Source organism: Paenibacillus sp. RC21 (assembly GCF_044907935.1).
Classification (GTDB): domain Bacteria; phylum Bacillota; class Bacilli; order Paenibacillales; family Paenibacillaceae; genus Paenibacillus; species Paenibacillus terrae_A.
This window is the reverse complement of record NZ_JBIYCS010000001.1, coordinates 270,710-291,362: the sequence shown is the minus strand read 5'-3', so window position 1 is coordinate 291,362 and position 20,653 is coordinate 270,710. Positions and strand designations below refer to the sequence as shown.

At 50.1% G+C, this 20,653-nt stretch carries 20 protein-coding genes; 5 read left to right on the top strand and 15 right to left on the bottom strand.

Annotation, left to right across the window (positions count from 1 at the left end; all coding sequences use genetic code 11):
• Nucleotides 1–7: 7 nt before the first annotated feature.
• Nucleotides 8–454, bottom strand: a complete 447-nt coding sequence (locus ABIA61_RS01390; RefSeq protein WP_283655591.1) for a MarR family winged helix-turn-helix transcriptional regulator — start codon at nucleotides 452–454, stop codon at nucleotides 8–10.
• Between the two features lie 127 nt (nucleotides 455–581).
• Here ABIA61_RS01390 and ABIA61_RS01385 point away from each other — a divergent pair, with 127 nt between their 5' ends.
• Nucleotides 582–1,049 (top strand): GNAT family N-acetyltransferase, encoded by a 468-nt coding sequence (locus ABIA61_RS01385; RefSeq protein ID WP_404580215.1) that lies wholly within the window; start codon nucleotides 582–584, stop codon nucleotides 1,047–1,049.
• Between the two features lie 170 nt (nucleotides 1,050–1,219).
• Here ABIA61_RS01385 and ABIA61_RS01380 read toward each other — a convergent pair whose 3' ends face one another.
• The 3 genes from ABIA61_RS01380 to ABIA61_RS01370 form a co-directional block, all read right to left on the bottom strand.
• A complete protein-coding gene (locus tag ABIA61_RS01380; protein ID WP_404519280.1) occupies nucleotides 1,220–1,801 on the bottom strand; it encodes an NAD(P)H-dependent oxidoreductase in 582 nt (193 codons plus the stop codon).
• 72 nt (nucleotides 1,802–1,873) lie between these two features.
• On the bottom strand, nucleotides 1,874–2,296 hold the full coding sequence (locus ABIA61_RS01375) for a MarR family winged helix-turn-helix transcriptional regulator (protein ID WP_404580214.1): 423 nt from the start codon (nucleotides 2,294–2,296) through the stop codon (nucleotides 1,874–1,876).
• 193 nt (nucleotides 2,297–2,489) lie between these two features.
• Nucleotides 2,490–3,563, bottom strand: coding sequence for an NADH:flavin oxidoreductase (locus ABIA61_RS01370; RefSeq protein WP_404580213.1), 1,074 nt, complete (start codon nucleotides 3,561–3,563; stop codon nucleotides 2,490–2,492).
• Nucleotides 3,564–3,810: 247 nt separating this feature from the next.
• On the opposite strand from ABIA61_RS01370, the gene ABIA61_RS01365 reads away from it, so the two are divergent.
• Complete coding sequence (locus ABIA61_RS01365; RefSeq protein ID WP_404519283.1) at nucleotides 3,811–4,407, top strand: TetR family transcriptional regulator; 597 nt, start codon at nucleotides 3,811–3,813, stop codon at nucleotides 4,405–4,407.
• A gap of 90 nt (nucleotides 4,408–4,497) precedes the next feature.
• Here the strand turns inward: ABIA61_RS01365 and ABIA61_RS01360 are convergent, their stop codons facing one another.
• From ABIA61_RS01360 to ABIA61_RS01315, 10 genes are all read right to left on the bottom strand, one after another.
• Nucleotides 4,498–5,649 (bottom strand): iron-containing alcohol dehydrogenase, encoded by a 1,152-nt coding sequence (locus ABIA61_RS01360; RefSeq protein WP_283655585.1) that lies wholly within the window; start codon nucleotides 5,647–5,649, stop codon nucleotides 4,498–4,500.
• A 288-nt stretch (nucleotides 5,650–5,937) separates the two neighbouring features.
• The gene (locus tag ABIA61_RS01355) at nucleotides 5,938–7,125 is read right to left on the bottom strand and encodes an anhydro-N-acetylmuramic acid kinase (RefSeq protein ID WP_283655584.1); all 1,188 of its coding nucleotides are present in this window, start codon (nucleotides 7,123–7,125) and stop codon (nucleotides 5,938–5,940) included.
• Nucleotides 7,122–8,792, bottom strand: a complete 1,671-nt coding sequence (nagZ, locus tag ABIA61_RS01350) for a beta-N-acetylhexosaminidase (protein WP_283656240.1) — start codon at nucleotides 8,790–8,792, stop codon at nucleotides 7,122–7,124. Before nagZ ends, ABIA61_RS01355 begins: the two co-directional genes overlap by 4 nt.
• A 187-nt stretch (nucleotides 8,793–8,979) precedes the next feature.
• On the bottom strand, nucleotides 8,980–10,152 hold the full coding sequence (locus tag ABIA61_RS01345) for an exo-beta-N-acetylmuramidase NamZ family protein (RefSeq protein ID WP_283655583.1): 1,173 nt from the start codon (nucleotides 10,150–10,152) through the stop codon (nucleotides 8,980–8,982).
• On the bottom strand, nucleotides 10,149–10,850 hold the full coding sequence (locus tag ABIA61_RS01340; protein WP_283657818.1) for a hypothetical protein: 702 nt from the start codon (nucleotides 10,848–10,850) through the stop codon (nucleotides 10,149–10,151). Before ABIA61_RS01340 ends, ABIA61_RS01345 begins: the two co-directional genes overlap by 4 nt.
• A 62-nt stretch (nucleotides 10,851–10,912) precedes the next feature.
• Entirely contained in the window at nucleotides 10,913–12,019 is a 1,107-nt protein-coding gene (locus tag ABIA61_RS01335) for an ABC transporter ATP-binding protein (protein ID WP_283655581.1), read from the bottom strand.
• Between the two features lie 126 nt (nucleotides 12,020–12,145).
• Nucleotides 12,146–12,979: a carbohydrate ABC transporter permease gene (locus ABIA61_RS01330; protein ID WP_283655580.1), complete on the bottom strand. Its 834-nt coding sequence runs from the start codon at nucleotides 12,977–12,979 to the stop codon at nucleotides 12,146–12,148.
• A 20-nt stretch (nucleotides 12,980–12,999) separates the two neighbouring features.
• Nucleotides 13,000–13,911 carry a carbohydrate ABC transporter permease gene (locus tag ABIA61_RS01325; protein ID WP_404580212.1) on the bottom strand — a complete coding sequence of 304 codons (912 nt, stop codon included), beginning with the start codon at nucleotides 13,909–13,911 and terminating at the stop codon, nucleotides 13,000–13,002.
• Nucleotides 13,912–13,929: 18 nt separating this feature from the next.
• The gene (locus tag ABIA61_RS01320) at nucleotides 13,930–15,282 is read right to left on the bottom strand and encodes an ABC transporter substrate-binding protein (protein ID WP_283655578.1); all 1,353 of its coding nucleotides are present in this window, start codon (nucleotides 15,280–15,282) and stop codon (nucleotides 13,930–13,932) included.
• Nucleotides 15,283–15,347: 65 nt separating this feature from the next.
• A complete protein-coding gene (locus tag ABIA61_RS01315; protein ID WP_283655577.1) occupies nucleotides 15,348–16,190 on the bottom strand; it encodes a MurR/RpiR family transcriptional regulator in 843 nt (280 codons plus the stop codon).
• Nucleotides 16,191–16,430: 240 nt separating this feature from the next.
• Here ABIA61_RS01315 and ABIA61_RS01310 point away from each other — a divergent pair, with 240 nt between their 5' ends.
• The 3 genes from ABIA61_RS01310 (at nucleotide 16,431) to ABIA61_RS01300 (ending at nucleotide 19,534) form a co-directional block, all read left to right on the top strand.
• Nucleotides 16,431–17,399 carry an N-acetylglucosamine kinase gene (locus ABIA61_RS01310; protein WP_283655576.1) on the top strand — a complete coding sequence of 323 codons (969 nt, stop codon included), beginning with the start codon at nucleotides 16,431–16,433 and terminating at the stop codon, nucleotides 17,397–17,399.
• Nucleotides 17,400–17,511: 112 nt separating this feature from the next.
• The gene (murQ, locus tag ABIA61_RS01305) at nucleotides 17,512–18,414 is read left to right on the top strand and encodes an N-acetylmuramic acid 6-phosphate etherase (RefSeq protein ID WP_404580211.1); all 903 of its coding nucleotides are present in this window, start codon (nucleotides 17,512–17,514) and stop codon (nucleotides 18,412–18,414) included.
• An 85-nt stretch (nucleotides 18,415–18,499) separates the two neighbouring features.
• Nucleotides 18,500–19,534, top strand: coding sequence for a C40 family peptidase (locus ABIA61_RS01300; protein ID WP_283655574.1), 1,035 nt, complete (start codon nucleotides 18,500–18,502; stop codon nucleotides 19,532–19,534).
• Nucleotides 19,535–19,743: 209 nt separating this feature from the next.
• Here the strand turns inward: ABIA61_RS01300 and ABIA61_RS01295 are convergent, their stop codons facing one another.
• On the bottom strand, nucleotides 19,744–20,637 hold the full coding sequence (locus tag ABIA61_RS01295) for an AraC family transcriptional regulator (RefSeq protein ID WP_404580041.1): 894 nt from the start codon (nucleotides 20,635–20,637) through the stop codon (nucleotides 19,744–19,746).
• Nucleotides 20,638–20,653: the final 16 nt, after the last annotated feature.

Sequence of the window (20,653 nt, the reverse complement as noted above, 5' to 3'; positions counted from 1 at the left end):
CCTCACATTATGTTATTTTTCCAGTAGAAGAATCCGCATTCATGATACTTATGGAAAGCTCGATCAATCGTATAAATTCCTTGACATCGTCCTCACCCAAACCCTCTACCAGTGCTTCAAAATAGCCTTCAATTCTCTCTTGTTTTTGTTTAATCAGGGATGCACCTTCTGATGTGAGCCTTACACACATTCGTCGTCTGTCATGCTCAGACATTTCCATGGTCACATAGCCTTTTTTTCTTAAGGCCGTAAGCGCTGCCGTAATTCTTGATCTGGATACATGCAGGTGGTCACTGAGTAAGGATGGATTAATTTCATCATCTTGATGCTGAACTAAATATTGAAGCACATGGTTTTCCCCTTGGATAAGCTCCGTCAGGCTGCTGAATAATTCCATGTCATAAATCCGGTTAACGGATTCTCTCAAATCATCCCTTAATTCATAATCTTTCATAGTGAACCTCCGTAAAACGCATAATACATATAGTTAACTATTAATACTATGTACTATAATGAATTACTGACGATAATAACAATGAATTATTTGTGAATTTTAACACATAGAGGAGTTGTTACATTAGATGAAACCATTTACTCTTCGCCAATCCCAAAATTCCGATGTTGAAACCATTGCTAATTTACGGGCCATTGTACTGCGTAACGATTTAACCAGGTTAGGAAGATTTGATGAAGAAAAAGTTCGTCAACGCTTCCGTGATGCATTCGACTCTGTACATACCTGGATCATCGAAGTAGATTCTTCTTTTGTTGGTTGCATAGCTTTTAAACCGACGTTAGACGGTTATTTATTGGAGCATTTTTATATTCACCCCAATTACCAAGGTAAAGGGGTCGGCAGTCAAGTATTAAGAAATCTACTTGAACAAAATGATGTAAAAGGAAACCGCGTAACCTTAAATGTCCTGCAAGGAAGCTCTGCCAGACGTCTTTATGAACGGTTTGGTTTTAAAGTTGAAAGTGAGGATCCTATTGACGTTTACATGTCCTTAATCGTAGAGGGACATTCCAAAACCGTCGAAGGATATTAGCATCTATATAAACTGAACTTAAAGGTTTCATGTATTGCCACTGCGCATTCGGAGTCAGCTTATATAGAAGAAAAGGCCAACCAGTAAATGCTGGTTGACCTCATCATTTGAAGACTGCCGTACATTTCTTAACGGTAAGAACAGCCTTTTAAGGTGATAATATAGTTTCGTTATAACACCGATTTGACGGTGTCTTGGACTTGCTTCAACAGTCCTTTATAGCCATCTTCATCAAGGTAGCCGATACTTCCAAGCAGTAAATGACCAACGGATTCAATTCCAACGAAATCAAAAATACCCGTATCTGAAGTGATCTTCAATCCTGCGCTCATTCCGATTTCATCGTAGATCGCGTTGGGGGTACCGTGTGTATTCACAATAAAACCTTTTTTACCTGAAAGGAGCTTATTAATCCCTTCCGGACCAGCCGTATATGCAAAGCCGTAGGCAAATACACGATCAACGTAACCTTTCAGGATTGCAGGAAGACCTGTCCACCAAATGGGAGAAATAAAGGTGATCGTATCGGACTGCGAGATAAATTCCTGCTCTACTTTGATATCAGTTGGAGCTTGCCCAGCTCTCATAGCGGCAGTATCCTCAGGTTTTAATACAGGTTGAAAATCAAGGGCATATAGATCGCGTACAACGACTTCGTCACCTTTTTCTTTCAAGGTATTTATAACAGTTTCCAGTATCGCGTGATTGAAACTTTCAGCGTTAGAGTGAGCATAGATGATGAGATGTTTCATTTCAATAACCTCCAGATGTTTTATTGTTATTTCAGAAAACATATAGATATCTATGCATTTACTCAAAAAAATTTATAATCTGTTTTTTACATGTTCCAGCAGATATTCCAGTTGTTCTTTTTCTTCGTCTTTGAGACCACCATAAATGGTTTCTTTTAATCTATTGGAGATCGCCTCAAATACAGGCTCCAGCTCTTTCCCCTTATCGGTCAGATATATCAGGGTAACTCTGCTATCCTCCCTTTCTTTTTTTCTTTCGACATACCCCAACTTCACTAGCTTGTCGATCAGAACAGTGACTGTGGGCTGCTGACGAGAAATTTTTTGCGTCAATTCTTTGATAGAAAGCCCGTCCTTTTGATAGAGGAACATTAATATTCCACCATGGGAAGGAACAATCCCTTCAACTCCATTTGATTCAAGCTCAGACACGATCAATTTATTGATCGAGTCTCTAATGGTTCCTATCAGTGCAGCTGCATTATTTTTTAACATACAAGCATTATTACATAGACATCTATATATATCAAGTATTTGTGTCAGTCTGATTTGGTTCTAATGTATGAATGCTCTCATCTCACAGACGCATTAAAAAGCCAAAATACCCGAAGTTCCTTACATGACTTTGAGTATTTTGGCTTACATTGTTTATTTTATGAAATGAAGAGGGTCCGAAGCGTGAGATATTTTAGTTGAGCATTTTAAGTGCCTCAGGTGTGAAGGTTTGAAGATCATGAATTCGACCTTCACGTATTTTCGTAGCCCATGCAGGATCGCCCAGAAGCGCACGCCCAACAGCTACCAAATCAAATTCATTGTTGTCCAGCCGTTCCAGAAGTTCATTAATATCTTGGTGTCCTGCCTCTTTCCCTTCCGTATAGAGACTTACAAAATCCTCATCCAGGCCTACAGAGCCAACCGTAATCGTGGTTTTTCCAGTCAGCTTCTTCACCCATCCGGCAAAACTCAGATCGGAGCCTTCAAATTCAGGAACCCAAAAGCGACGTGTCGAGCAATGGAAGATGTCCACGCCCGCTTGTACTAATACATTGAGGAATTGCTCCAGTTTATCCGGTGTATCGAACGGCTTTGCGTTGTAATCATTCATTTTCCATTGGGATAGGCGCATGACAATAGGGTAGTCAGGGCCAACCTCAGCACGAATAGCTTCCACAAGCTCAATGGCGAATTGAGCACGCTTTATGATATCGCCACCATAGCGATCCGTACGTTGGTTCGTTCTCTCCCAAAAGAATTGATCAACCAGATAGCCGTGCGCTCCATGAATTTCAACGCCGTCAAAGCCCAGTCGTTTTGCATTCGCAGCTGCATCGGCATAGGCCCCAATGACCTTGATGATTTCTTCTTCTGTCATCGGCTCGGTCACTTTATTTCCTTCCAAGTCCAGCCCCGATGGACCAATCGACAGCGCTTCCGGGTTCGGCTGAGATCCCAACGGACGAGCCATCCCCATATGCCAAATTTGTGGAAAAATTTTGCTACCGGCTTCATGAACCTGTCTGACCACTTCAGCCCAACCGTTTAAAGCCGCTTCCCCATAAAAATTTGGCACCCTCGGCTCACTTGTTCCAGCCGGATGGTCAATCACTGCACCTTCAGTAATAATAAGACCTACACCATTTGGTGAAAAGGCGCGGCCCATGGCGGGCATTACAATACGAGTCTGTAAGGTCAGATTATGAATGGTATAAGGTTGAAATAAAGCTTCTGTTGAATGGACATTTTGCTGTTGATTACTCATGAATAGTATCTCCTCCATTTTCTTTTATCGTGTTTAGCATTTATATAAAAATTTGGTACACCATCAAGCGGTGTGCAATTGAAATGTTAGCAATGTTTAATTTATCATTCAACCAACAAAATGTTCATTCTGTTGCTTAACCAAAAGGGTTATGAAATTGTTGTATAACTAAATTCACTTGTTGACAAAACAACACATGTTTATAATGGGGGAATCATTCGATTTACCTGAAAGGAGTGTCTTGAGGATGCCTGGTGTAACTTCACCTAACCCAAACGATCCGCGCGTCATTCGAACACGTAGATTAATTCTCGACGCATTCGTTGACCAATTAAATAAGAAAGACTTCTACACTATTACGATCAATGACATTACCCAAAAAGCCACCATTAACCGTGCTACGTTCTATGCACATTTTCAAGATAAATATGCACTGCTTGAAACCCTTTTGTCAGATGGATTTTCGAAGTATGTAATCAATAGAATTGATGCTGAGGCACATTTGACCGAGGAGACCATTCAGAAGCTTATTCTTTCATTATGTGACTATCATGACACAAGTAACCAATGCGTCCATAAATATAATTCAGTGGCGCCGATCCTGGAAGAACATATCAAGAATCAATTAGAGCAATTCATACTTCAGATCATAACAAGAGAAACAAACAATACAGATCAAAGAACGTTAGAACTTGCTGTAACTATTTTAAGCTGGTCCATTTATGGTGTAACCTTTCGCTGGAATGTGGAGGGAAAAAAAGAATCCCCTGCGGCCTTAGCCGAGAGAGTCGTGCCATTAATATTTAATGGGGTTGTCTTATCTCTAGTCTCACAAATCTCTTAGCAGAAAATGCGAAAGGGCCGTTCCCAGTGTTCATCGATGATTTCCTGGGACAGCCCTTATAGTATATAACAAAATAATATCAGCTTTTATTTAAAGAATTTTCTTAAACATCTTGATGACTTGTTCTTTGGTAGGTATGAACGGATTGCCCGGAGCGCAAGCATCCTTCATGGAGTTTTCGGCAAGCAGATCCAAATCCACTTCATTTACACCCAGTTCAGAAAGTTTGGAGGGAATCCCTACTTCCTTCGACAGGTCTTTAATTCTTTGGATGACATAATCTGCGCATTCCTTATCTGTTTTCCCCTTGTCTTCAAAACCGATAACCTTAGCGATGGCACGAAACTTCTCTGGTACATGCTTCGCGTTCTCCTCCTCCACAATCGGCAGTAGCATGGCATTGCAAACACCATGAGGCAAATCGTATACGCCGCCAAGCTGATGCGCCATGGCATGAACGTAACCCAATCCAGCATTATTAAACGCAAGTCCTCCCAAGAAGATGGCGAAAACCATTTGCTCACGAGCTTCTATATCATGGCCGTTTCTCACCGTACGGGCCAAATGATTAAAAATAATCTCTACTGCTGCCAAAGCGGTCGCATCCGTAACAGGATAGGAACCTGGAGTAACCAAAGCTTCAATGGCATGGGTCAAAGCATCTAATCCTGTAGCTGCCGTTAACGCGGCGGGTTTGTCAACCATCAGTTCAGGGTCGTTGACCGAAATAGTAGCTACACTATTCTTGTCAACCATAACCATTTTGACCTTGCGCTCTTCGTCCGTAATGACATAATTGATCGTGATTTCAGCCGATGTTCCTGCCGTGGTATTAATAGCGACAATAGGCAGCGATTTATGCTTGGCTTTATGAACGCCCTCATACTCGGTTATATGTCCCCCATTGGTAGCAATAATGCCGATTCCCTTAGCCGTATCCTGTGGAGATCCTCCACCAATGGAAATTAAAAAGTCACATCCGTTTTCTTGCAGAAATTGAACGCCATCATGTACATTTTTACAGGTCGGATTGGGTTTGACCTCATCATATACCATATAGTCCAAGCCAATCTCATCCAACACGGATGTGACCTTGCCTGCAATACCGCTTTTCATCAAAAACTTATCCGTCACAACAAGTGCTTTGTTTAAATTCAGTTCTTTTATATAGGGTCCAACTTCATGCAAACAGCCTTTTCCCATTAGATTGATAGACGGTACAAAAAATACATGTGCGCTCATAAACATCGGCCTCCTAAAGGATTCACTTCTTGATGCCTCGCTAAATACGGAACCATTCTTTAAAGTGAAATATTTCACATATGTAATTTTATCTTTATTTTGTTTTGATGTCAACAATTAAACACAGATTTTATTTTGTTTTATTTTTGTTTACTTTGGTTTCACAAAAAAGGATAGGCTTACCCGGGCGATTCGGTAACCTTTATTCTTTTTGACGAGTATCCTGCGGATATTGAGCTCGCAAAATAAACAGACGCCACCCTGACAGGACGACGTTGTTATGTTCCATTAGGGGAAGGCCAGCTTCCCCATTACGGTAGGGCGTTCCGCTCCGGTGGCGGAAGGCAGATTATTGCAGAGACCATGCATAAAATCGTTGCCAAGCAGCGCAAAAATAACGGCTTCTTTGGCATCGTCGCTCACTCCGAGCGCTCCTGAAGTCAGCACCTTCAGCTCCGGCAGCAGACGTTCCAGCATTGCCAGCAGCGTGCGGTTATGCGCGCCTCCGCCGCTGACGATCACTTCATCCATCCGGCACACCGGAAACACATGGCGGCGGTAGCCGTCGGCGATCGTCCGGGCGGTAAAGGCGGTGGCTGTTGCCACCATATCCGCACCGTCAAGCCCGCGCTGCCGGGCCGAAGCTACGAACTGCCGGGCATAGTCTTTGCCGAATATTTCCCGGCCGGTCGACTTCGGCGGCTTCCGGGCGAAATAGGGATGCTCCAGCATTTCTGATACCAGCGTCCCGTCGGACTGGCCCTGCGATGCCCAGGCTCCGTCCTCGTCGTAGGACAAGCGGCCATCCGTCAGCAGGTGCACCACCTGATCAATAACCATGTTGCCTGGACCAGTATCGAACGCGAAGACCTGTTGAGGAGTGCACGAAGGCGGCAATATGGTGCAGTTGCCGATACCACCGATATTCTGGAGCAACCGTCCTTTTTCAGGATGCCGGAAGAGGATCAGGTCGCCGTACGGAACCAGCGGCGCTCCCTGACCGCCGACGGCCATGTCAGCCGGGCGGAAGTCCCCGACAACGTAACGGCCCGTTCGTTTGGCCAGCACGGACAAATCTCCAAGCTGCAAGGTGGAACGGAGCAGATGGGGATCATGGCTGGCTTTTTCCGGGATATGCCAGACGGTCTGTCCATGGGAGCTGATCAAGTCGATCTCTTCCATCTCCATTCCGGCGCCGCGCACCGCCTCAACTGCCGCCTCGGCAAACCGTTCGGCCAAATAGACATTCATGCCGCATACCAGTTCTACCGATGAATGCTCCACGGTGCACAGCGACTTGAGCCGCTCGCGGAGCGCAGCTTCATAAGGCACGCTGTAATAATGCAGCAGCTTCACCCGCGCATCCATTCCGCAGCCTTCAATAGACACCACTGCGGCATCAATGCCGTCCAGCGAGGTACCGGACATCAGGCCGACTACAGTGGCGTTAGTTTTGTTCCAGAGTGTGCCGATCATAGGCTCATTCCCCACCCCGCCGGATAGGCGGAGCCCAGTGAGACTGGTAGCCGCCCGCGGAAAGGAATTTCCCCGAGTAGCGCTTTGGCCGCACTCTCCAGCGCGAGCGGACGACTCTCGTAAACGGCGGCATAGACCTGCACGCCCGGCATGACGAGCAGGTCATACGGATTGCGCAGCGCGACGACGGCCATTGGCTTGCCAAGCGTCTGCAATGCTTCGGCCAGCTTGGCCTGCGCGGGATTAAACCTGGCGTTGTAGGTGCCAAGCACAATCTGACCGATTTCCTCCGCAGCGGCTACCGCCAGCAGCTCTGCGCTGTACTGTGCGAATTGATCGGACGGAATGACGCGGTCTTCGCATTCCAGGCCATGCTTGCTCAGCGCCGTACCAAGGCCAGGAGCAGGCGCGAAGGATTCATCGACCTGCGTGGCGACCATCGGAGCAGCCGTAATCACCAACGTGCGCAACCGCCGCAGTGGCAGCACCGGCGTATCGTTGCGAACCAGCGTCACGCTGGCTTCGCTGATCCGCCTCGCCACCTCCAGGTGTGCTGCGGTTCCGCAGCGTGCCAGGCCGGATAACGCCTGGCCTACTGCACCGCCGCCCCCAAGCAGACCGCGCTTCGCCTTCAGGGCCAGCAGTCGGCGCACTGACACATCGAGGCGCGCCTCGCTCAGCCGTCCCTCCGCTACCGCCCGGCCGATCGCCGCAATGGCGGCAAGCTGGCGGTCGGCGCGGTGGCTGATCAGGATCATGTCCGCGCCTGCTTCAATCGCCATTACGGATGCTTCCACTGTTCCGTAATGTTCAGCGATCGCATTCATTTCCATGCAATCGGTCATAATGATGCCTTCAAAACCAAGCTCCTCGCGCAGCAGTCCGGTCAATACCGTCTTCGACAGAGTAACGGGCAGCTTCTCCGGTTCCAGCGCCGGAAAATAAATATGCGCCGACATCATGGCATCCACCCCTTCAGCAATTGCCTGTCTGAACGGCACCAATTCCACCTGCTCCATCCGAGTCCGATCATGCGGCACCGTCGGCAGATCCAGATGGGAATCGACGGCGGTATCGCCATGGCCGGGAAAATGCTTCGCCGTAGCGGCAACACCGGCATCCTGGAACCCGCGCAACGTTGCCACTCCGAAATCGGCCACGCGCTGCGGCAACTCCCCGAAGGAGCGGACTCCGATTACCGGATTGTCCGCATTATTGTTGACATCCATCACCGGAGCATAGTTCAGATTGATGCCCATTGCCGCCAGCTCGTTCCCGCTGACAAAAGCCGCCTCATAAGCATCGGCTTCCGACCCCGCCGCGGCAATTGCCATTCCGCCAGGCATCAGGGCAACGTCCTTGGTAACCCGCGCCACCATGCCGCCTTCCTGATCAATGGATATAAAAAGCGGTGGCGTCCCGCCCTCCAGAGCCGCACGCTGCAACGACGCTGTCAGCCGTGCCACCTGCTCCGGCGACTCCACATTGCGGGCGAAATAGATAATTCCCCCGATTTTGCCGGTTGCGACAAGCTCCCGAACTTTATCCGTCAGGGCAGTTCCTTCAAAGCCGCACATTAACATTTGGCCGATCTTGTCCGCAAGGCTCATGCCAGCGAGGATCGCATCGAGATCATCCCCCGGCCCCGCAGTGTTGCGCAAATCCATATTCACAGCCGCTCCTCCCTTCGCTTCAATAATATCGTCCAGCCTCGCGTCTTAATATCGTTCAGTCTTTCGCCTCAATATCGTCGGTCCTCTCGCCCATCCGGCTCTGTATCTTCCCGATGTGCTTCAATGTATGTTTCCCCGCGTTACCACGCCTGCCGCTTCAGCCGCCGTATTCGCCATTCGCTCAGGTATAGAGCAGATACGGGCGAGCCAGCTCCTTCCAAGCTGCGCTGTCCTGCCGCCAGGATGCTTGAATATCGCGCAGACCCGCTGCCGACGCGATGGAGCGGCGCACCTCTTCGCCTCCAGTAAGCAGGTCGATGAAATATCTGGAGCCTTCCTGCGGCGGGGCCAGCCAGCGGAATGCCTGCGGGTACAGGGCGTTGACCTCGTGCAGCAGCAACAGCCCTGTATTTACGGATTCGTAACGCTGCGGATCGGTAATGAATAACCGCACGCCGCCGCACAATTCCCCCCGATATTTGGAAAAGGCCGGGGTAGCGTATACAGGGTGCACATGCACCCCCGGCAGTCGGTGCTTATTCATGGATTCGGACAGACGAGCGCCATCCAGCCAAGGCGCGCCGATCCACTCGAAAGGGCGGGTGGTGCCACGTCCCTCGGATAGATTGGTCCCTTCAAAAAAACAGGTTCCGCCATAAGCTCTGACTGTCTCAAGGGTCGGCATATTCGGCGAGGGCAGCATCCAGGGCAGCCCCGTGTCCGTATATTGCATGCTGCGGCTCCAGCCCTCAAGTGGAATCACGTCGAGATCGCAGCCCAGCCCTTTCAAATCGTTGACCATTCGCGCCAGTTCTCCAGGAGTCCTTCCGGTGCGGATCGGCATTGACCATGCGCCAACCATGGATTCATAACCTTCCTGCAGCAGTCCGCCTTCGCAGACGGTCCCGCCCAGCGGATTGGGACGGTCAAGGATAAGCAGACTTTTACCATTCTCGGCGCAGGCTTCCATTATATACAGCATGGTGGAAACATACGTATAGAAGCGCATCCCGAGGTCCTGCACATCAAAAACCAGCGTATCCAGGCCGACCAGCATGTCGGGGGTAGGCTTTTTATGTCTGCCATACAGGCTGTATACCGGAAGCCCCAGTACAGCATCCCGTTCATCTTCGAACTTCACGCCTGCCTGATACTGCCCGTGTATGCCATGCTCGCAGGCAAAAAGAGCCATCAGCCGGGACGATGCCAGTCCGCGGCAGACCTCGGCGGTGGAACGGAAATCCGCCGTAATCCCAGTCGGATTGGTCACCAGCCCGATCCGCCGCCCCTCCAGCAGCGGGTGTGACAGCCCCGCGGCCAGTCGGTCCACCCCACTGCACACGCGGGCACTCATCGCAGGCTCCCGCCCGCCATTCCAGCGCCAGTCTCCGCCGCTTCCCCGGCTTCGTTGTCCTCATCCGGGTGCAGCACATTATAAGCCGCTTTATGGAGGTAAACGGCAAGAACGCCGTTGTACAAAGCGGAAAAACCTACAACCGTGACGGCCAGCATCACGCCGACGCACAGTGCTTGAAAAAAAGCACCTATCGTATAGGCCGGATGGCGAAGGAACAGCTTTACGCTCTCTCCCATCGCCTTGAAAATGCCCAGCTTCTGCTGAATGACAAGCTGGAGCGTATAGAACTGAGAGACCAATACCATAGCGACAAAATACGTCTGGATGATCGCGAGCATCCGACTCAGTATCCCTTCGCGTCCCCCGTAATACCACCAGGTGGACCACAGAATGAGCACCAGCAGCGAACAGAGCAGCCCGAAAACCGCCGCAGGTGCAAAGCCGCGCCGCGCCCCCCGGAACATCTCCCGCATTGCGAACTTGTTCCCCTCCGTTCTCCGGTGATAGGCATAAAACGCGCCGAACACCAAAGGCATATAAATGAGCGGAATCAGGATAAACGCAAAGGCAAGCGGCGCGAACAGGACGACTGGCACCAGCACGGCCGAGCCAGCGAGGCTGAGCAGTGTAATCGGTATAATCTCCCTGAACGCCTCTGATCCTGTGCGAACCAAAACGTCATTCAGCTTGCGCATGATTGTCTCCCCCTTTTATCATAGCAGTCCAGCTTGCTTTTAACGGCTGCCGAGTTGTCCGACTACCAGAGGATTCTGTCCTCCGTCACCGGATCGAAGTAACGCGCTTTGGCCAGGTCGAGAATAAACGGCTTATCCAGCCCGTTGTACGCCTTGGTCTCCGGATGCACCTTGGCTGTAACCAATCTCTCACCTACGTGAAAATAGACCAGGTTCTCGGAGCCAAGATGCTCCACAACCTTGATATGTGCATTCAGCCGATGCTCAGCGGAAACGCCCGGCGCAAAGTCCTCGCCGTAAATATGCTCCGGGCGGATGCCGAGAATGACCTCGCCACTTTCATATCCTTGAAGTCCCGTGGCGGCATCCTGCGGCAGCTCGAATTCTCCGCCGGATATGAGCAAGCGGCCCCGCTCCACGCGGGCATTGATGAAGTTCATCGCCGGGGAGCCGATAAAACCGGCCACGAACATATTTTTCGGGTTGGCATACAGCTCTGTCGGTGAGGCAATCTGCTGAATGACGCCTTTGTTCATGACGACGATCCGCTCGCCCAGGGTCATTGCCTCCACCTGATCATGGGTGACATAAACGATGGTTGCGCCAAGCCGCTTATGAAGCTCGCCCAGCTCGACCCGCATCTGAATACGCAGCTTGGCATCCAGGTTGGAGAGAGGTTCATCGAACAGGAACACCTGCGGATCGCGCACAATCGCACGGCCTACGGCGACCCGCTGACGCTGCCCGCCGGACAGCTCGCGCGGTTTGCGCTCCAGCATATCCTCCAACCCAAGGATCGTTGCCGCTTCCCGGACCTTTTGCTCGATATAATCCTTCGGTTTCTTCAGATTACGCAGGCCAAAGGACAGGTTCTCGCGGATCGTCATGTGCGGGTACAGCGCATAATCCTGGAACACCATGGCAATGTCGCGGTCCTTGGGGTGGAGATTGTTGACGATGCGGTCACCGATGATGATATCACCGCTCGTCTGCTGCTCAAGGCCCGCTATCATCCGCAACGAGGTCGTTTTGCCGCAGCCCGACGGACCAACAAACACAACAAATTCTTTATCTTGAATAACAAAATCGGAGCCCGCCACCGCTGTAAAAGCCTGCTTGTTCTGATCGTTAAATTGTTTGCGCACATTGCGAAATTCAACACGTGCCATAGCCTTTCCCCCTTTAAGTTCCCCCACAAAAACTTACACATGGACATTGTCAAAATCCCGGGAGCGGCATCCATGCCGTTTTATCACTATGCCGTTCTCCCATACAAGCAAAGCCTGACCGCCGCTTCAGCCTTTGACCGCTCCGATGGTAATTCCCTGCAGGAAATACCGCTGCAGCGAGAAAAACAAGATAAGCATCGGCAGCGCGCCAACCGTCGCCCCGGCCATAATCGCTCCAAAGTCTGTCGATTCGGCAAAAACGAAGGAAGCCAGACCCACCTGGATCGTCCGCATCTCCGTCGAATTCGTTATCAGGAACGGCCAGAAAAACTCGTTCCAGGAGGCCACAAAGGTGAAGATCGCCAGCACGGCCAGCCCCGGCTTGGCCATGGGCAGAATCACCTTCCAGAAGATGCCGAACTCGCTACAGGCGTCAATCCGGGCCGCATGAATCAGCGAGGTCGGAAGCGAAGACATGTATTGCTTCATCAGAAAAATATTACCGACCGTTACTGCGGTAGGCAGAATAATCGCGGTGTAGCTGTCGCCAAGATTAAACACATTGACGATCAAGATATATAGCGGGATCAGCGTCACCTGCGCCGGAATCATCATCGTGCTAAGCAGCACCCAGAATATCGCATTGCTGCCAGGGAACTTCAACTTGGAGAAGGTATACCCGGCCAGCGAAGCGAAAAACACGTTGGTTACGGTCAACACGGTAGAAATCAGCAGGGAGTTGAACAGCCAGCGCCAGGCCGCCGTTTTGGCAAAAAAACGGTCATACGGCGCAAACGACAGCGCCTCGGGAATCATCCGGGGCCGGAAGCTGGCCGTCGCCATCGAGTCCTGCACGGAGCCGATCAGCATCCAGTACAGCGGAATGATCGTTACGATCGCCCACACCACAAGGATGAGGGTCGCCACGGCCAGAAAAACGGTTTTTGATCTGGTTTTCATGTAATGCTCACCCCTTCGCCCTAATACTCGACATCGCTCGAGAAGTATTTAAACTGGATGACAGAGACCAGGATAATCAGGAATGCCAGTACGAACGATTGGGCCGAAGCCAGGCCGAATTCATAAAATTCGAACGCCGTCTGGTAGATTAAATAGGCAATTGTCGTGGTCGCAAAGTTGGGGCCGCCCTGGGTCATCATATACACCGAAATAAATACCTGGAAGGAAGTAATTACTCCCGTAACGAGCAAATACAGCGTCGTCGGCTTCAGCAGAGGCCAGGTAATGCGTGTGAACTTGGTCCAGCCGCTGGCATGGTCAATGTCGGCAGCCTCATACAGCGATTTGGGCACCCCGCCCATAAAGGCCAGATACAGGATGATTCCTGCGCCGTGCGAGCCCAGCCAGTTCATCAGAATCAGGGAGAACAGCGCGGTTTTGGACTGGCCCAGCCAAATGACAGGATCGAAGCCGAACCAGCCGAGGAACCGGTTGAGCAGACCCACATCGGTCGGGTCAAAAATGGCCAGCCAAACGATGGAGATCGTCACACCGGAAGCTACCGCAGGCAGATACAGCGTTGCTTTGAAAAAAGTCTGCCATTTTGTCCTCATCTGGTAGATCAGATATGCAAGCACAAAGGTGATGATAATGTTCATCGGCACCGTGCACACCGTAAAGATGACCGTATTGCGCATTGATTTCCAGAAGGTCGCATCCTGCACGAGCCGCTCGTAATTGTCCAGTCCGACCCAAGTCGAATCCATAATGTTGTACTGTTGAAAGCTCATGATCAGGGCGGAGACGACCGGATACAGTGTAAACACGAGAAACAGCAGGACGGGCGCCAAAATGAACAAGTAGGCCCATCCGTATTCACGCCATAACCGCCCGGCGGAACTGCGCACCCGCTTTGGCGCGATTGTCGTCATCTCTTCCTCTCCTCCTGTCTATTTGCCGAGCATTTGCGTTCCTTTGCTCTTGAACTCCTCGGCGATTGCCTCCGGCGTTTTCTCTGCGGAATAGAGCGCCTGAAGGTTTGGTGTCACCACCTGCTCCTTGAACTGCTTCATTTTGGCGGCCGTCGCCGTATCGAGCTTCAACGTGACCGGATTTACGATATATTTGGCCATGGCCGCCGATGCCTTGATCGTCTCTTCCGAGCCAAGCGCCTTGCCGGCGAACAGGTCCGCCTGGGATTTGCGCACAAATGGCAGCACCAGCTCATTAGAGGAATTTCCAGCTTTTGCATTGCTCAAGTATTCAAGCACTTGGAATGTATTTTTGGCATGCTGCTCGCCTTTGTCGTTTTTCTGTTTGAAGGCGATGTAGCCTTCCGCCCCCATCGTTGTCTTGGCCGGAGCATTGTCGTTATGCGGAACCGGCAGCAGCACAAAATCGATTTTTTCACCTTTTACCTTGCCGGAATTAATGTCCTTGTTGCGGTTCTGGATCATGACGTCATAATACGGAATTGCTTTGGAAATAATCGCAGCCTGTCCGGCATAGAACATATCGGATCGTTTGGCCGGGGCAATCGCCGCAGTTTCCTTAGGCATATATCCTTTATCCAGCAGCCCTTTGATGAAATCCAGCGTCTCGACGATTCGCTCGTCACCCCATTGGAACGCCCCGGACTCATCCAGAACATCAGGCATATTGTTGTTGCGGGAGAGCATTTCGATAAAATCAAGCGAGGTACCGTCCGTAACCAGCGGATATTGCTTTGAGCCGTCGCTCAAGGTTTTGGTCAGCTTGGCCGCCGCCTCGTTGAACTGTGACCAGGTCCAGCCTTCTTGCTGGATTTTGGCCCAATCAATACCCGCTTCCTCCAGAATGCGCTTGTTGCCTCCCCAAGCCCACTGGAACTGGTACAGCGGAAGCCCGTACTGTTTGCCGCCAATCTGTGCAAGCTCCAGCGTTCCAGGCAGGTAATCAGTTTTGATGTCGTCGGTCATGTAGGGATCAAGATTAAGGGCAAGACCGGTATTAACATACGTGCCGTCCACGCTGTGAAAATACAGGTCCGGCGGGCTGCCGGCGTTCAGGGCAACGTCAAATTTCTTCGGCCCCTCGGCCCAGGACAGCACTTCCGTCTTCACTGTAATGTTGGGATGCTCTTTTTGAAAATTGGCCACCATTTCTTTCAGATCATCTTCATATGTGCCGTGTACCGGATAGGTCCAGACTACAACGGTATCCTTGTCATCCGGGCTTGCGGCTTCCTTGTTTCCGCCCGATTTGCCGCAGGCGCTCATCAGCATCAGCACAACAACCATACAGAGCAACAGACTTTTTTTCATCGTTTCCTCTCCCTTTTGCATATGTTCTTGTTATTTGGCGGCAATGCTGCACCCTGCCCAAGGCGCTACAGCCGTTTGATTTGCTGCCTGCTTCTCTCCAGATAAGTGACGGACTGCTCGTAATTCCGGCTGGCTACGGCGAGATACAGAATGTCAATCAGATTGAGCTGGGTAATTCTTGACGCCATCGCTCCGCTGCGGATTTCATTTTCGGTGGCGGAGGTACACAGCGATATGTCTGCGTTCCGGCTTAATGTGGAATTGCCGTATTTGGCGATGCTGATCACGGTGCCGCCGTTCTCTTTGACGATGGACGCGGCGCGAATTACTTCTTTCGTCTCGCCGGAATACGAAATGCACACAGCCGTATCTTCGGCGGTTGCCGTTATGGCACTGGTCAGCTGCACATGCGGGTCGGCGAACGAAAAGCTCGTTTTGTTGATCCGCAAAAACTTCTGCTGGGCATCCATCGCAATGAGGTTTGAAGCCCCCACTCCAAAAAAGTAAATCCGCTTCGCCCGGTCAATCGCCTCCACTGCCCGCTCCACCATCTCTTCATCCAGAATTTTCAGCGTATCGCGGATCGATTGGATGTTATTGTTCGATACATTCTGCATAATCGCGGCAATGGTATCGTTCGGACGAATTTCCTGATAGCCAACGATTCCTGGATCTCTTCCCTGTAAATCGCCAGCAACTTTGATTTTAAGCTCCTGATACCCCTTGAATCCGATCGTCTTGCACAGTCGGACAATGGCTGCCTGGCTTGAGCCGCTTTTTGCAGCCAGCTCGGCAATGGACAGATGGATCATCTCATCCGGATTCTGCAAAATATACGCGGCAATCTTGTGCTCAGATGGACTGAGCGATTCATGCAATTCCCGCAGACGAATTAAGCCGCCATTCATTGAAAGCAAGCACCTCCCTGATAAAGTGGTATTTTGCAAATGATGCTCGAAAAATACCTTCAATCTTAAATGTTAGATTAGATAACATGAACGGTTTGTTATCCTTCCAAAACATTGGATTGAATTCATTATATGAGTAGTGAAATAAAATTTCAACTCATATTTCTCATGTGAAATTTTATTTTACTTTAAACGAGGTTTCCCATATAATTAGAAAAAAATCAAAGTGGTGATTGATCGATGAAAGTGTATGTAGGCCTTGATGGAGGCGGCACAAAGACCGATGCAGCCGCTTTGGACGAACAGGGAGTCATGCTGACCCGCTGTACCGGAGGGCCTTCGAATCCGCATAGCGTCGGATTCGAGGTAGCGCTTACAGAAGTCATGTCAGTTATTGACGTAGTATTGGAACAATTACAGACGAAAATTGAAGATTGCGCTTCCATCTGTCTTGGTATGTCAGGTTTTTATACCAAGAAAGAATGTGATCTGCTTAAAAGCTCTGTTCAGCAGCATCTGTCAGAACGTGGGCTTGTCCTTCCAGTGTTTGTGCGCTCCGAAGGAGAGATTGCCCTGATGGCCGCGCTCAGCAGCCGTTCCGGAGTGCTCATCATTTCAGGCACAGGCTCCATATGCTACGGTTATCTCCCGGACGGTTCCCGCCTGCGCACCGGCGGCTGGGGACATTATCTGGGCGATGAAGGCAGCGGTTACCAGGTCGGCCTGCGCACGCTGAAAGCGGTCATGCGCAGCTTCGACGCCGTTCATCCCCCGACCATAATGACCGATATGATTATGCAGGAGTATGGATTTCAGCGGATTACCGACTTGAAGGGTTACATCTATAACCCGGCCTACAGCAAAGCGCAGATCGCCGCATTCGCCAAAATCTGCATTCAGGCCGCAGCGCAAGGAGATGTTGCCGCCACTGGCATTCTTGCAAGCGAAGCCGAAGCGCTCGCGGATACGGCGGCAGCGCTGCTGCGCAGATCGCCCGTACTCCGGCAGGGGCAGGCCGTGCTCAGCGGCTCAATGTTCAGATACGCGCCGCTCTTCCGCGAAATACTGTGCGACAGGCTACAGGAGTCATTCGGTGGACTGGTTTTTGTTGATGGGAGCCGGGGAGCGCCGCCTTCGGTTGGAGCAGCGCGGCTGGCCCGCGAACTGGCGAACGGGCGGCAGGATGAACCCCCATCCACCTTGTTGTAGCTTCAATACAGAGAAACAGGATTTTGCATATTCGATTGAAATACCGCTGAAATATTGCTTAGGAAATTATGCAAAATACTCAGTATACTAGACTGGTGGGAGGAAAAACCTCATGAACCATATTTTAGGTAGTTTAGTCACAGAGCAGCCCAATGACAAAACAAATGCAATCGACCATCTCGATTCCACCGGTATTATGCATCTAATTAACAATGAAGACCGCCAGGTCGCCGAGGTAATCCACGGTCTGATTCCGCAGATTGCCGAAGTAGCCGACTTTATCGTGGAGGCGTTCCGCAATGGCGGCAGGCTGTTCTACGTTGGTGCCGGAACGAGCGGGAGAATCGGCATTCTTGACGCCTCGGAGTGTCCGCCGACCTACGGGACCAACCCCGAGATGGTGCAGGGCTTAATCGCCGGCGGCTTCCGGGCCGTCAAGGACCCGGTCGAAGGCGCAGAAGACAGCGAGGAGTTGGGCGCCTCCGATATCGACGATGCCGGAATCAGCGTGAGCGATGTCGTGATCGGCATTGCCGCCAGCGGACGCACGCCTTATGTGCTGGGCGCGATGAAACGCGCCGGAGAACGGGGAGCGGTGGTTATCGGCCTCTGCAACAACTACGGAACGCCGATGACCAGGCTCGGCAAGCTGACGATTGAAGCCGTCGTCGGCCCCGAGGTTGTCATGGGCTCAACGCGGATGAAATCGGGAACGGCGCAAAAAATGATCCTGAACATGCTGACCACAACAGCAATGATCCGTATCGGCAAAGTGTACCGTAATCTGATGGTCGATTTGAACCCCTCTAACGAGAAGCTGGTCTACAGGGCCAAGCGCATTATCGAACTGGCTACAGATGCTTCCAGGGAGCAAATTGAACAAGCCTTCCATGAATCGGAAGGCCACGTGAAGACGGCGATTGTTATGCTGCTGGCCAGAGTTGACGCCGCTGAAGCACGTCGCCGGTTGACAGCTGCTTATGGATTCGTGCACGGCGCCTTGAAGGAAAGCTAGAATCGCTCCAATATTTGGTACACAACTAATCAAGGGCAGCCTCGTACAACTTAGATGAACATATCAACAACGAGGTGATGACAGCATGACAATCAAAAAGGGAGTATTGCTGGCTCTACTGGCGGTATTGCAGTTCCAAGCGAACCCGTCTTATGCGAAGTCGGTGCCGCTGACTCCAGTGACGACCGTCTATCTGGATGACCGCCCGCTCCAGCTTGCCGCCCAGCCGCTGCTGCTAGACGGGACAACGCTCGTCCCCATGCGCCAGTTGTTTGAGGCGCAAGGAGCCAGGCTCTCCTGGAACGGATCCAGCAAAACCGTAACGGCAACCAAAGACGACACGGTGCTGACCTACCGTATCGGGGAACTCACCTCCACCCTAAACGGCAATGAGCTGTCCCTGAATGTTCCCGGACAGATTGTTCAGGGTAATACGATGATTCCGCTGCGTTTTGTAAGCGAAGCGCTTGGGAGCACAGTGAAGTGGGATGCACTGACTCGGACGATCCGGATTGTTTCCAGAAACGATTTTTTCACAACGGTTCTTTCCGGGGTCAACCTGCGCAGCGAGCCAGATTCATCGGGTGCTTCCCCTTCCCTGAGGCTTATTTCAGGCGGCGAAAAGGTTCATGTCATCCGCGAGGTCAATGCCCTCTGGCTGGAAGTGCGCACCAAAGACAATCTGACTGGATACATATCGGCAAAACCAAAATACAGCGATTATACCAGCCCATCCCTGGCGGAACGGCAAGGGGATGAACTGATCGCCTACGGGGAGAAATTCCTCGGTACCCCTTATGAATTCGGCGCAGCAACCAGCCAGACATCGACCTTTGATTGTTCTTCTTTTGTAGCGGAAGTGTTCCGGCATACGCTCTCCATCGAGCTCCCCCGTGTCTCTTACGATCAAGCTAAAGAAGGCCGGAAGGTCGGGCTAAACGAGCTACGCAAAGGCGACCTGCTGTTCTTCAGCGCACGCGGGCTGGAGATCGGCCATGTGGCTATCTATGCGGGGAACAACAAATTGCTGCATACGTTCTCCAAAGAACGCGGCGTTCATTTTGACACGCTTGACGATAAATGGCAGCAACGTTTCGTAACAGCCCGCAGGCTGTTTTAGAATGAAGCGGCCCTATTTTATATTGTCGAAGGCTATTATGTTGAGGTATTATACTTCAATGGATACTATGACATGGACACAAAATTGGTTTGCTCAACATTGTAATGGAGTCTGGGAACATGCAGAAGCCTTCATCTTCTCCACCCCGTCCTTTTGAAAATTTTCGTACTCTTAAATATGCATATAGCATCGATCGGCTACTTCACTTCTTAATCAATGGCTTCATTTCTAAATTTCCGGAATTCTTTAGGTGTTCTTTTATAATGTTTTTTAAAAGACTGAATGAAGTGATTTGCATTATTGAAGCCCACTCTGTGGGCTATTTCAGTTATTGTATAATGTGTTGAGATTAATAATTCACTGCTTTTCTTGATGCGGTATTTAATCAAGTAATCGTAAGGTGTCATATGAATGGTTCTCTTAAAACTACGATTGCACTCTGAAACACTTAAATGTGCTACATCAGCAATTTCTTGCAATGTTATATTGTTTGAGTAGTTTTGATGGATAAAGCTAAGCAGCAATTGAAGTCTTTCCTGTTGCAGTTTCATGTATTTAGGTGCTTCCTCGGCAGAAATCGAAATATTAGATATTAAAATTAACCATAATTGAACAGTTTTGATGGAAACCTCATATTCCCACCCCCAGTTTTTTTTCATATCAAATTTCTTTTGCATATCCCAAAGCATTTCTAGTACTTGACTTTGCCATTCAACTTCTCCCTTTATTGCTAATGACACTAAGGAAGAGTTTGTATAAGGTAGTACATAATTTTTTTCCATGGCACTATCTGCATAAAAGGCAAGCAGCTTTTCAGGGAAATTAAAACTAACATATTGACCGTTATGTGTCAGGTGCGTAGTAACATGAAGGGCGCCCTTATTAATTAAAATGGCCTGACCGGTTTCTAATTCATGATTAATCCCATTAACTTGTATAACTAGTTTTCCTTTAGTAACCAAAGTGATTTGTAGTTCTTCGTGCCAATGTAAATCATTAAATCCTCTACCTTCAGGGATACTTCTATGAATAGTATGGGTGTACATGATGTATGGAAATGAAACATCGGGATATAAAATGGTCTCGTGCAATTGTTTTTCCATTTTTGCGAGGTCCTTT

What these genes read in the sequence shown, in the direction of transcription:
- ABIA61_RS01390 (WP_283655591.1), bottom strand. Translation starts at nt 454, where the DNA reads ATGAAAGATTATGAATTAAGGGATGATTTGAGAGAATCCGTTAACCGG.
- ABIA61_RS01385 (WP_404580215.1), top strand. Translation starts at nt 582, where the DNA reads ATGAAACCATTTACTCTTCGCCAATCCCAAAATTCCGATGTTGAAACC.
- ABIA61_RS01380 (WP_404519280.1), bottom strand. Translation starts at nt 1,801, where the DNA reads ATGAAACATCTCATCATCTATGCTCACTCTAACGCTGAAAGTTTCAAT.
- ABIA61_RS01375 (WP_404580214.1), bottom strand. Translation starts at nt 2,296, where the DNA reads ATGTTAAAAAATAATGCAGCTGCACTGATAGGAACCATTAGAGACTCG.
- ABIA61_RS01370 (WP_404580213.1), bottom strand. Translation starts at nt 3,563, where the DNA reads ATGAGTAATCAACAGCAAAATGTCCATTCAACAGAAGCTTTATTTCAA.
- ABIA61_RS01365 (WP_404519283.1), top strand. Translation starts at nt 3,811, where the DNA reads ATGCCTGGTGTAACTTCACCTAACCCAAACGATCCGCGCGTCATTCGA.
- ABIA61_RS01360 (WP_283655585.1), bottom strand. Translation starts at nt 5,649, where the DNA reads ATGAGCGCACATGTATTTTTTGTACCGTCTATCAATCTAATGGGAAAA.
- ABIA61_RS01355 (WP_283655584.1), bottom strand. Translation starts at nt 7,125, where the DNA reads ATGATCGGCACACTCTGGAACAAAACTAACGCCACTGTAGTCGGCCTG.
- nagZ (WP_283656240.1), bottom strand. Translation starts at nt 8,792, where the DNA reads ATGGATTTGCGCAACACTGCGGGGCCGGGGGATGATCTCGATGCGATC.
- ABIA61_RS01345 (WP_283655583.1), bottom strand. Translation starts at nt 10,152, where the DNA reads ATGAGTGCCCGCGTGTGCAGTGGGGTGGACCGACTGGCCGCGGGGCTG.
- ABIA61_RS01340 (WP_283657818.1), bottom strand. Translation starts at nt 10,850, where the DNA reads ATGCGCAAGCTGAATGACGTTTTGGTTCGCACAGGATCAGAGGCGTTC.
- ABIA61_RS01335 (WP_283655581.1), bottom strand. Translation starts at nt 12,019, where the DNA reads ATGGCACGTGTTGAATTTCGCAATGTGCGCAAACAATTTAACGATCAG.
- ABIA61_RS01330 (WP_283655580.1), bottom strand. Translation starts at nt 12,979, where the DNA reads ATGAAAACCAGATCAAAAACCGTTTTTCTGGCCGTGGCGACCCTCATC.
- ABIA61_RS01325 (WP_404580212.1), bottom strand. Translation starts at nt 13,911, where the DNA reads ATGACGACAATCGCGCCAAAGCGGGTGCGCAGTTCCGCCGGGCGGTTA.
- ABIA61_RS01320 (WP_283655578.1), bottom strand. Translation starts at nt 15,282, where the DNA reads ATGAAAAAAAGTCTGTTGCTCTGTATGGTTGTTGTGCTGATGCTGATG.
- ABIA61_RS01315 (WP_283655577.1), bottom strand. Translation starts at nt 16,190, where the DNA reads ATGAATGGCGGCTTAATTCGTCTGCGGGAATTGCATGAATCGCTCAGT.
- ABIA61_RS01310 (WP_283655576.1), top strand. Translation starts at nt 16,431, where the DNA reads ATGAAAGTGTATGTAGGCCTTGATGGAGGCGGCACAAAGACCGATGCA.
- murQ (WP_404580211.1), top strand. Translation starts at nt 17,512, where the DNA reads ATGAACCATATTTTAGGTAGTTTAGTCACAGAGCAGCCCAATGACAAA.
- ABIA61_RS01300 (WP_283655574.1), top strand. Translation starts at nt 18,500, where the DNA reads ATGACAATCAAAAAGGGAGTATTGCTGGCTCTACTGGCGGTATTGCAG.
- ABIA61_RS01295 (WP_404580041.1), bottom strand. Translation starts at nt 20,637, where the DNA reads ATGGAAAAACAATTGCACGAGACCATTTTATATCCCGATGTTTCATTT.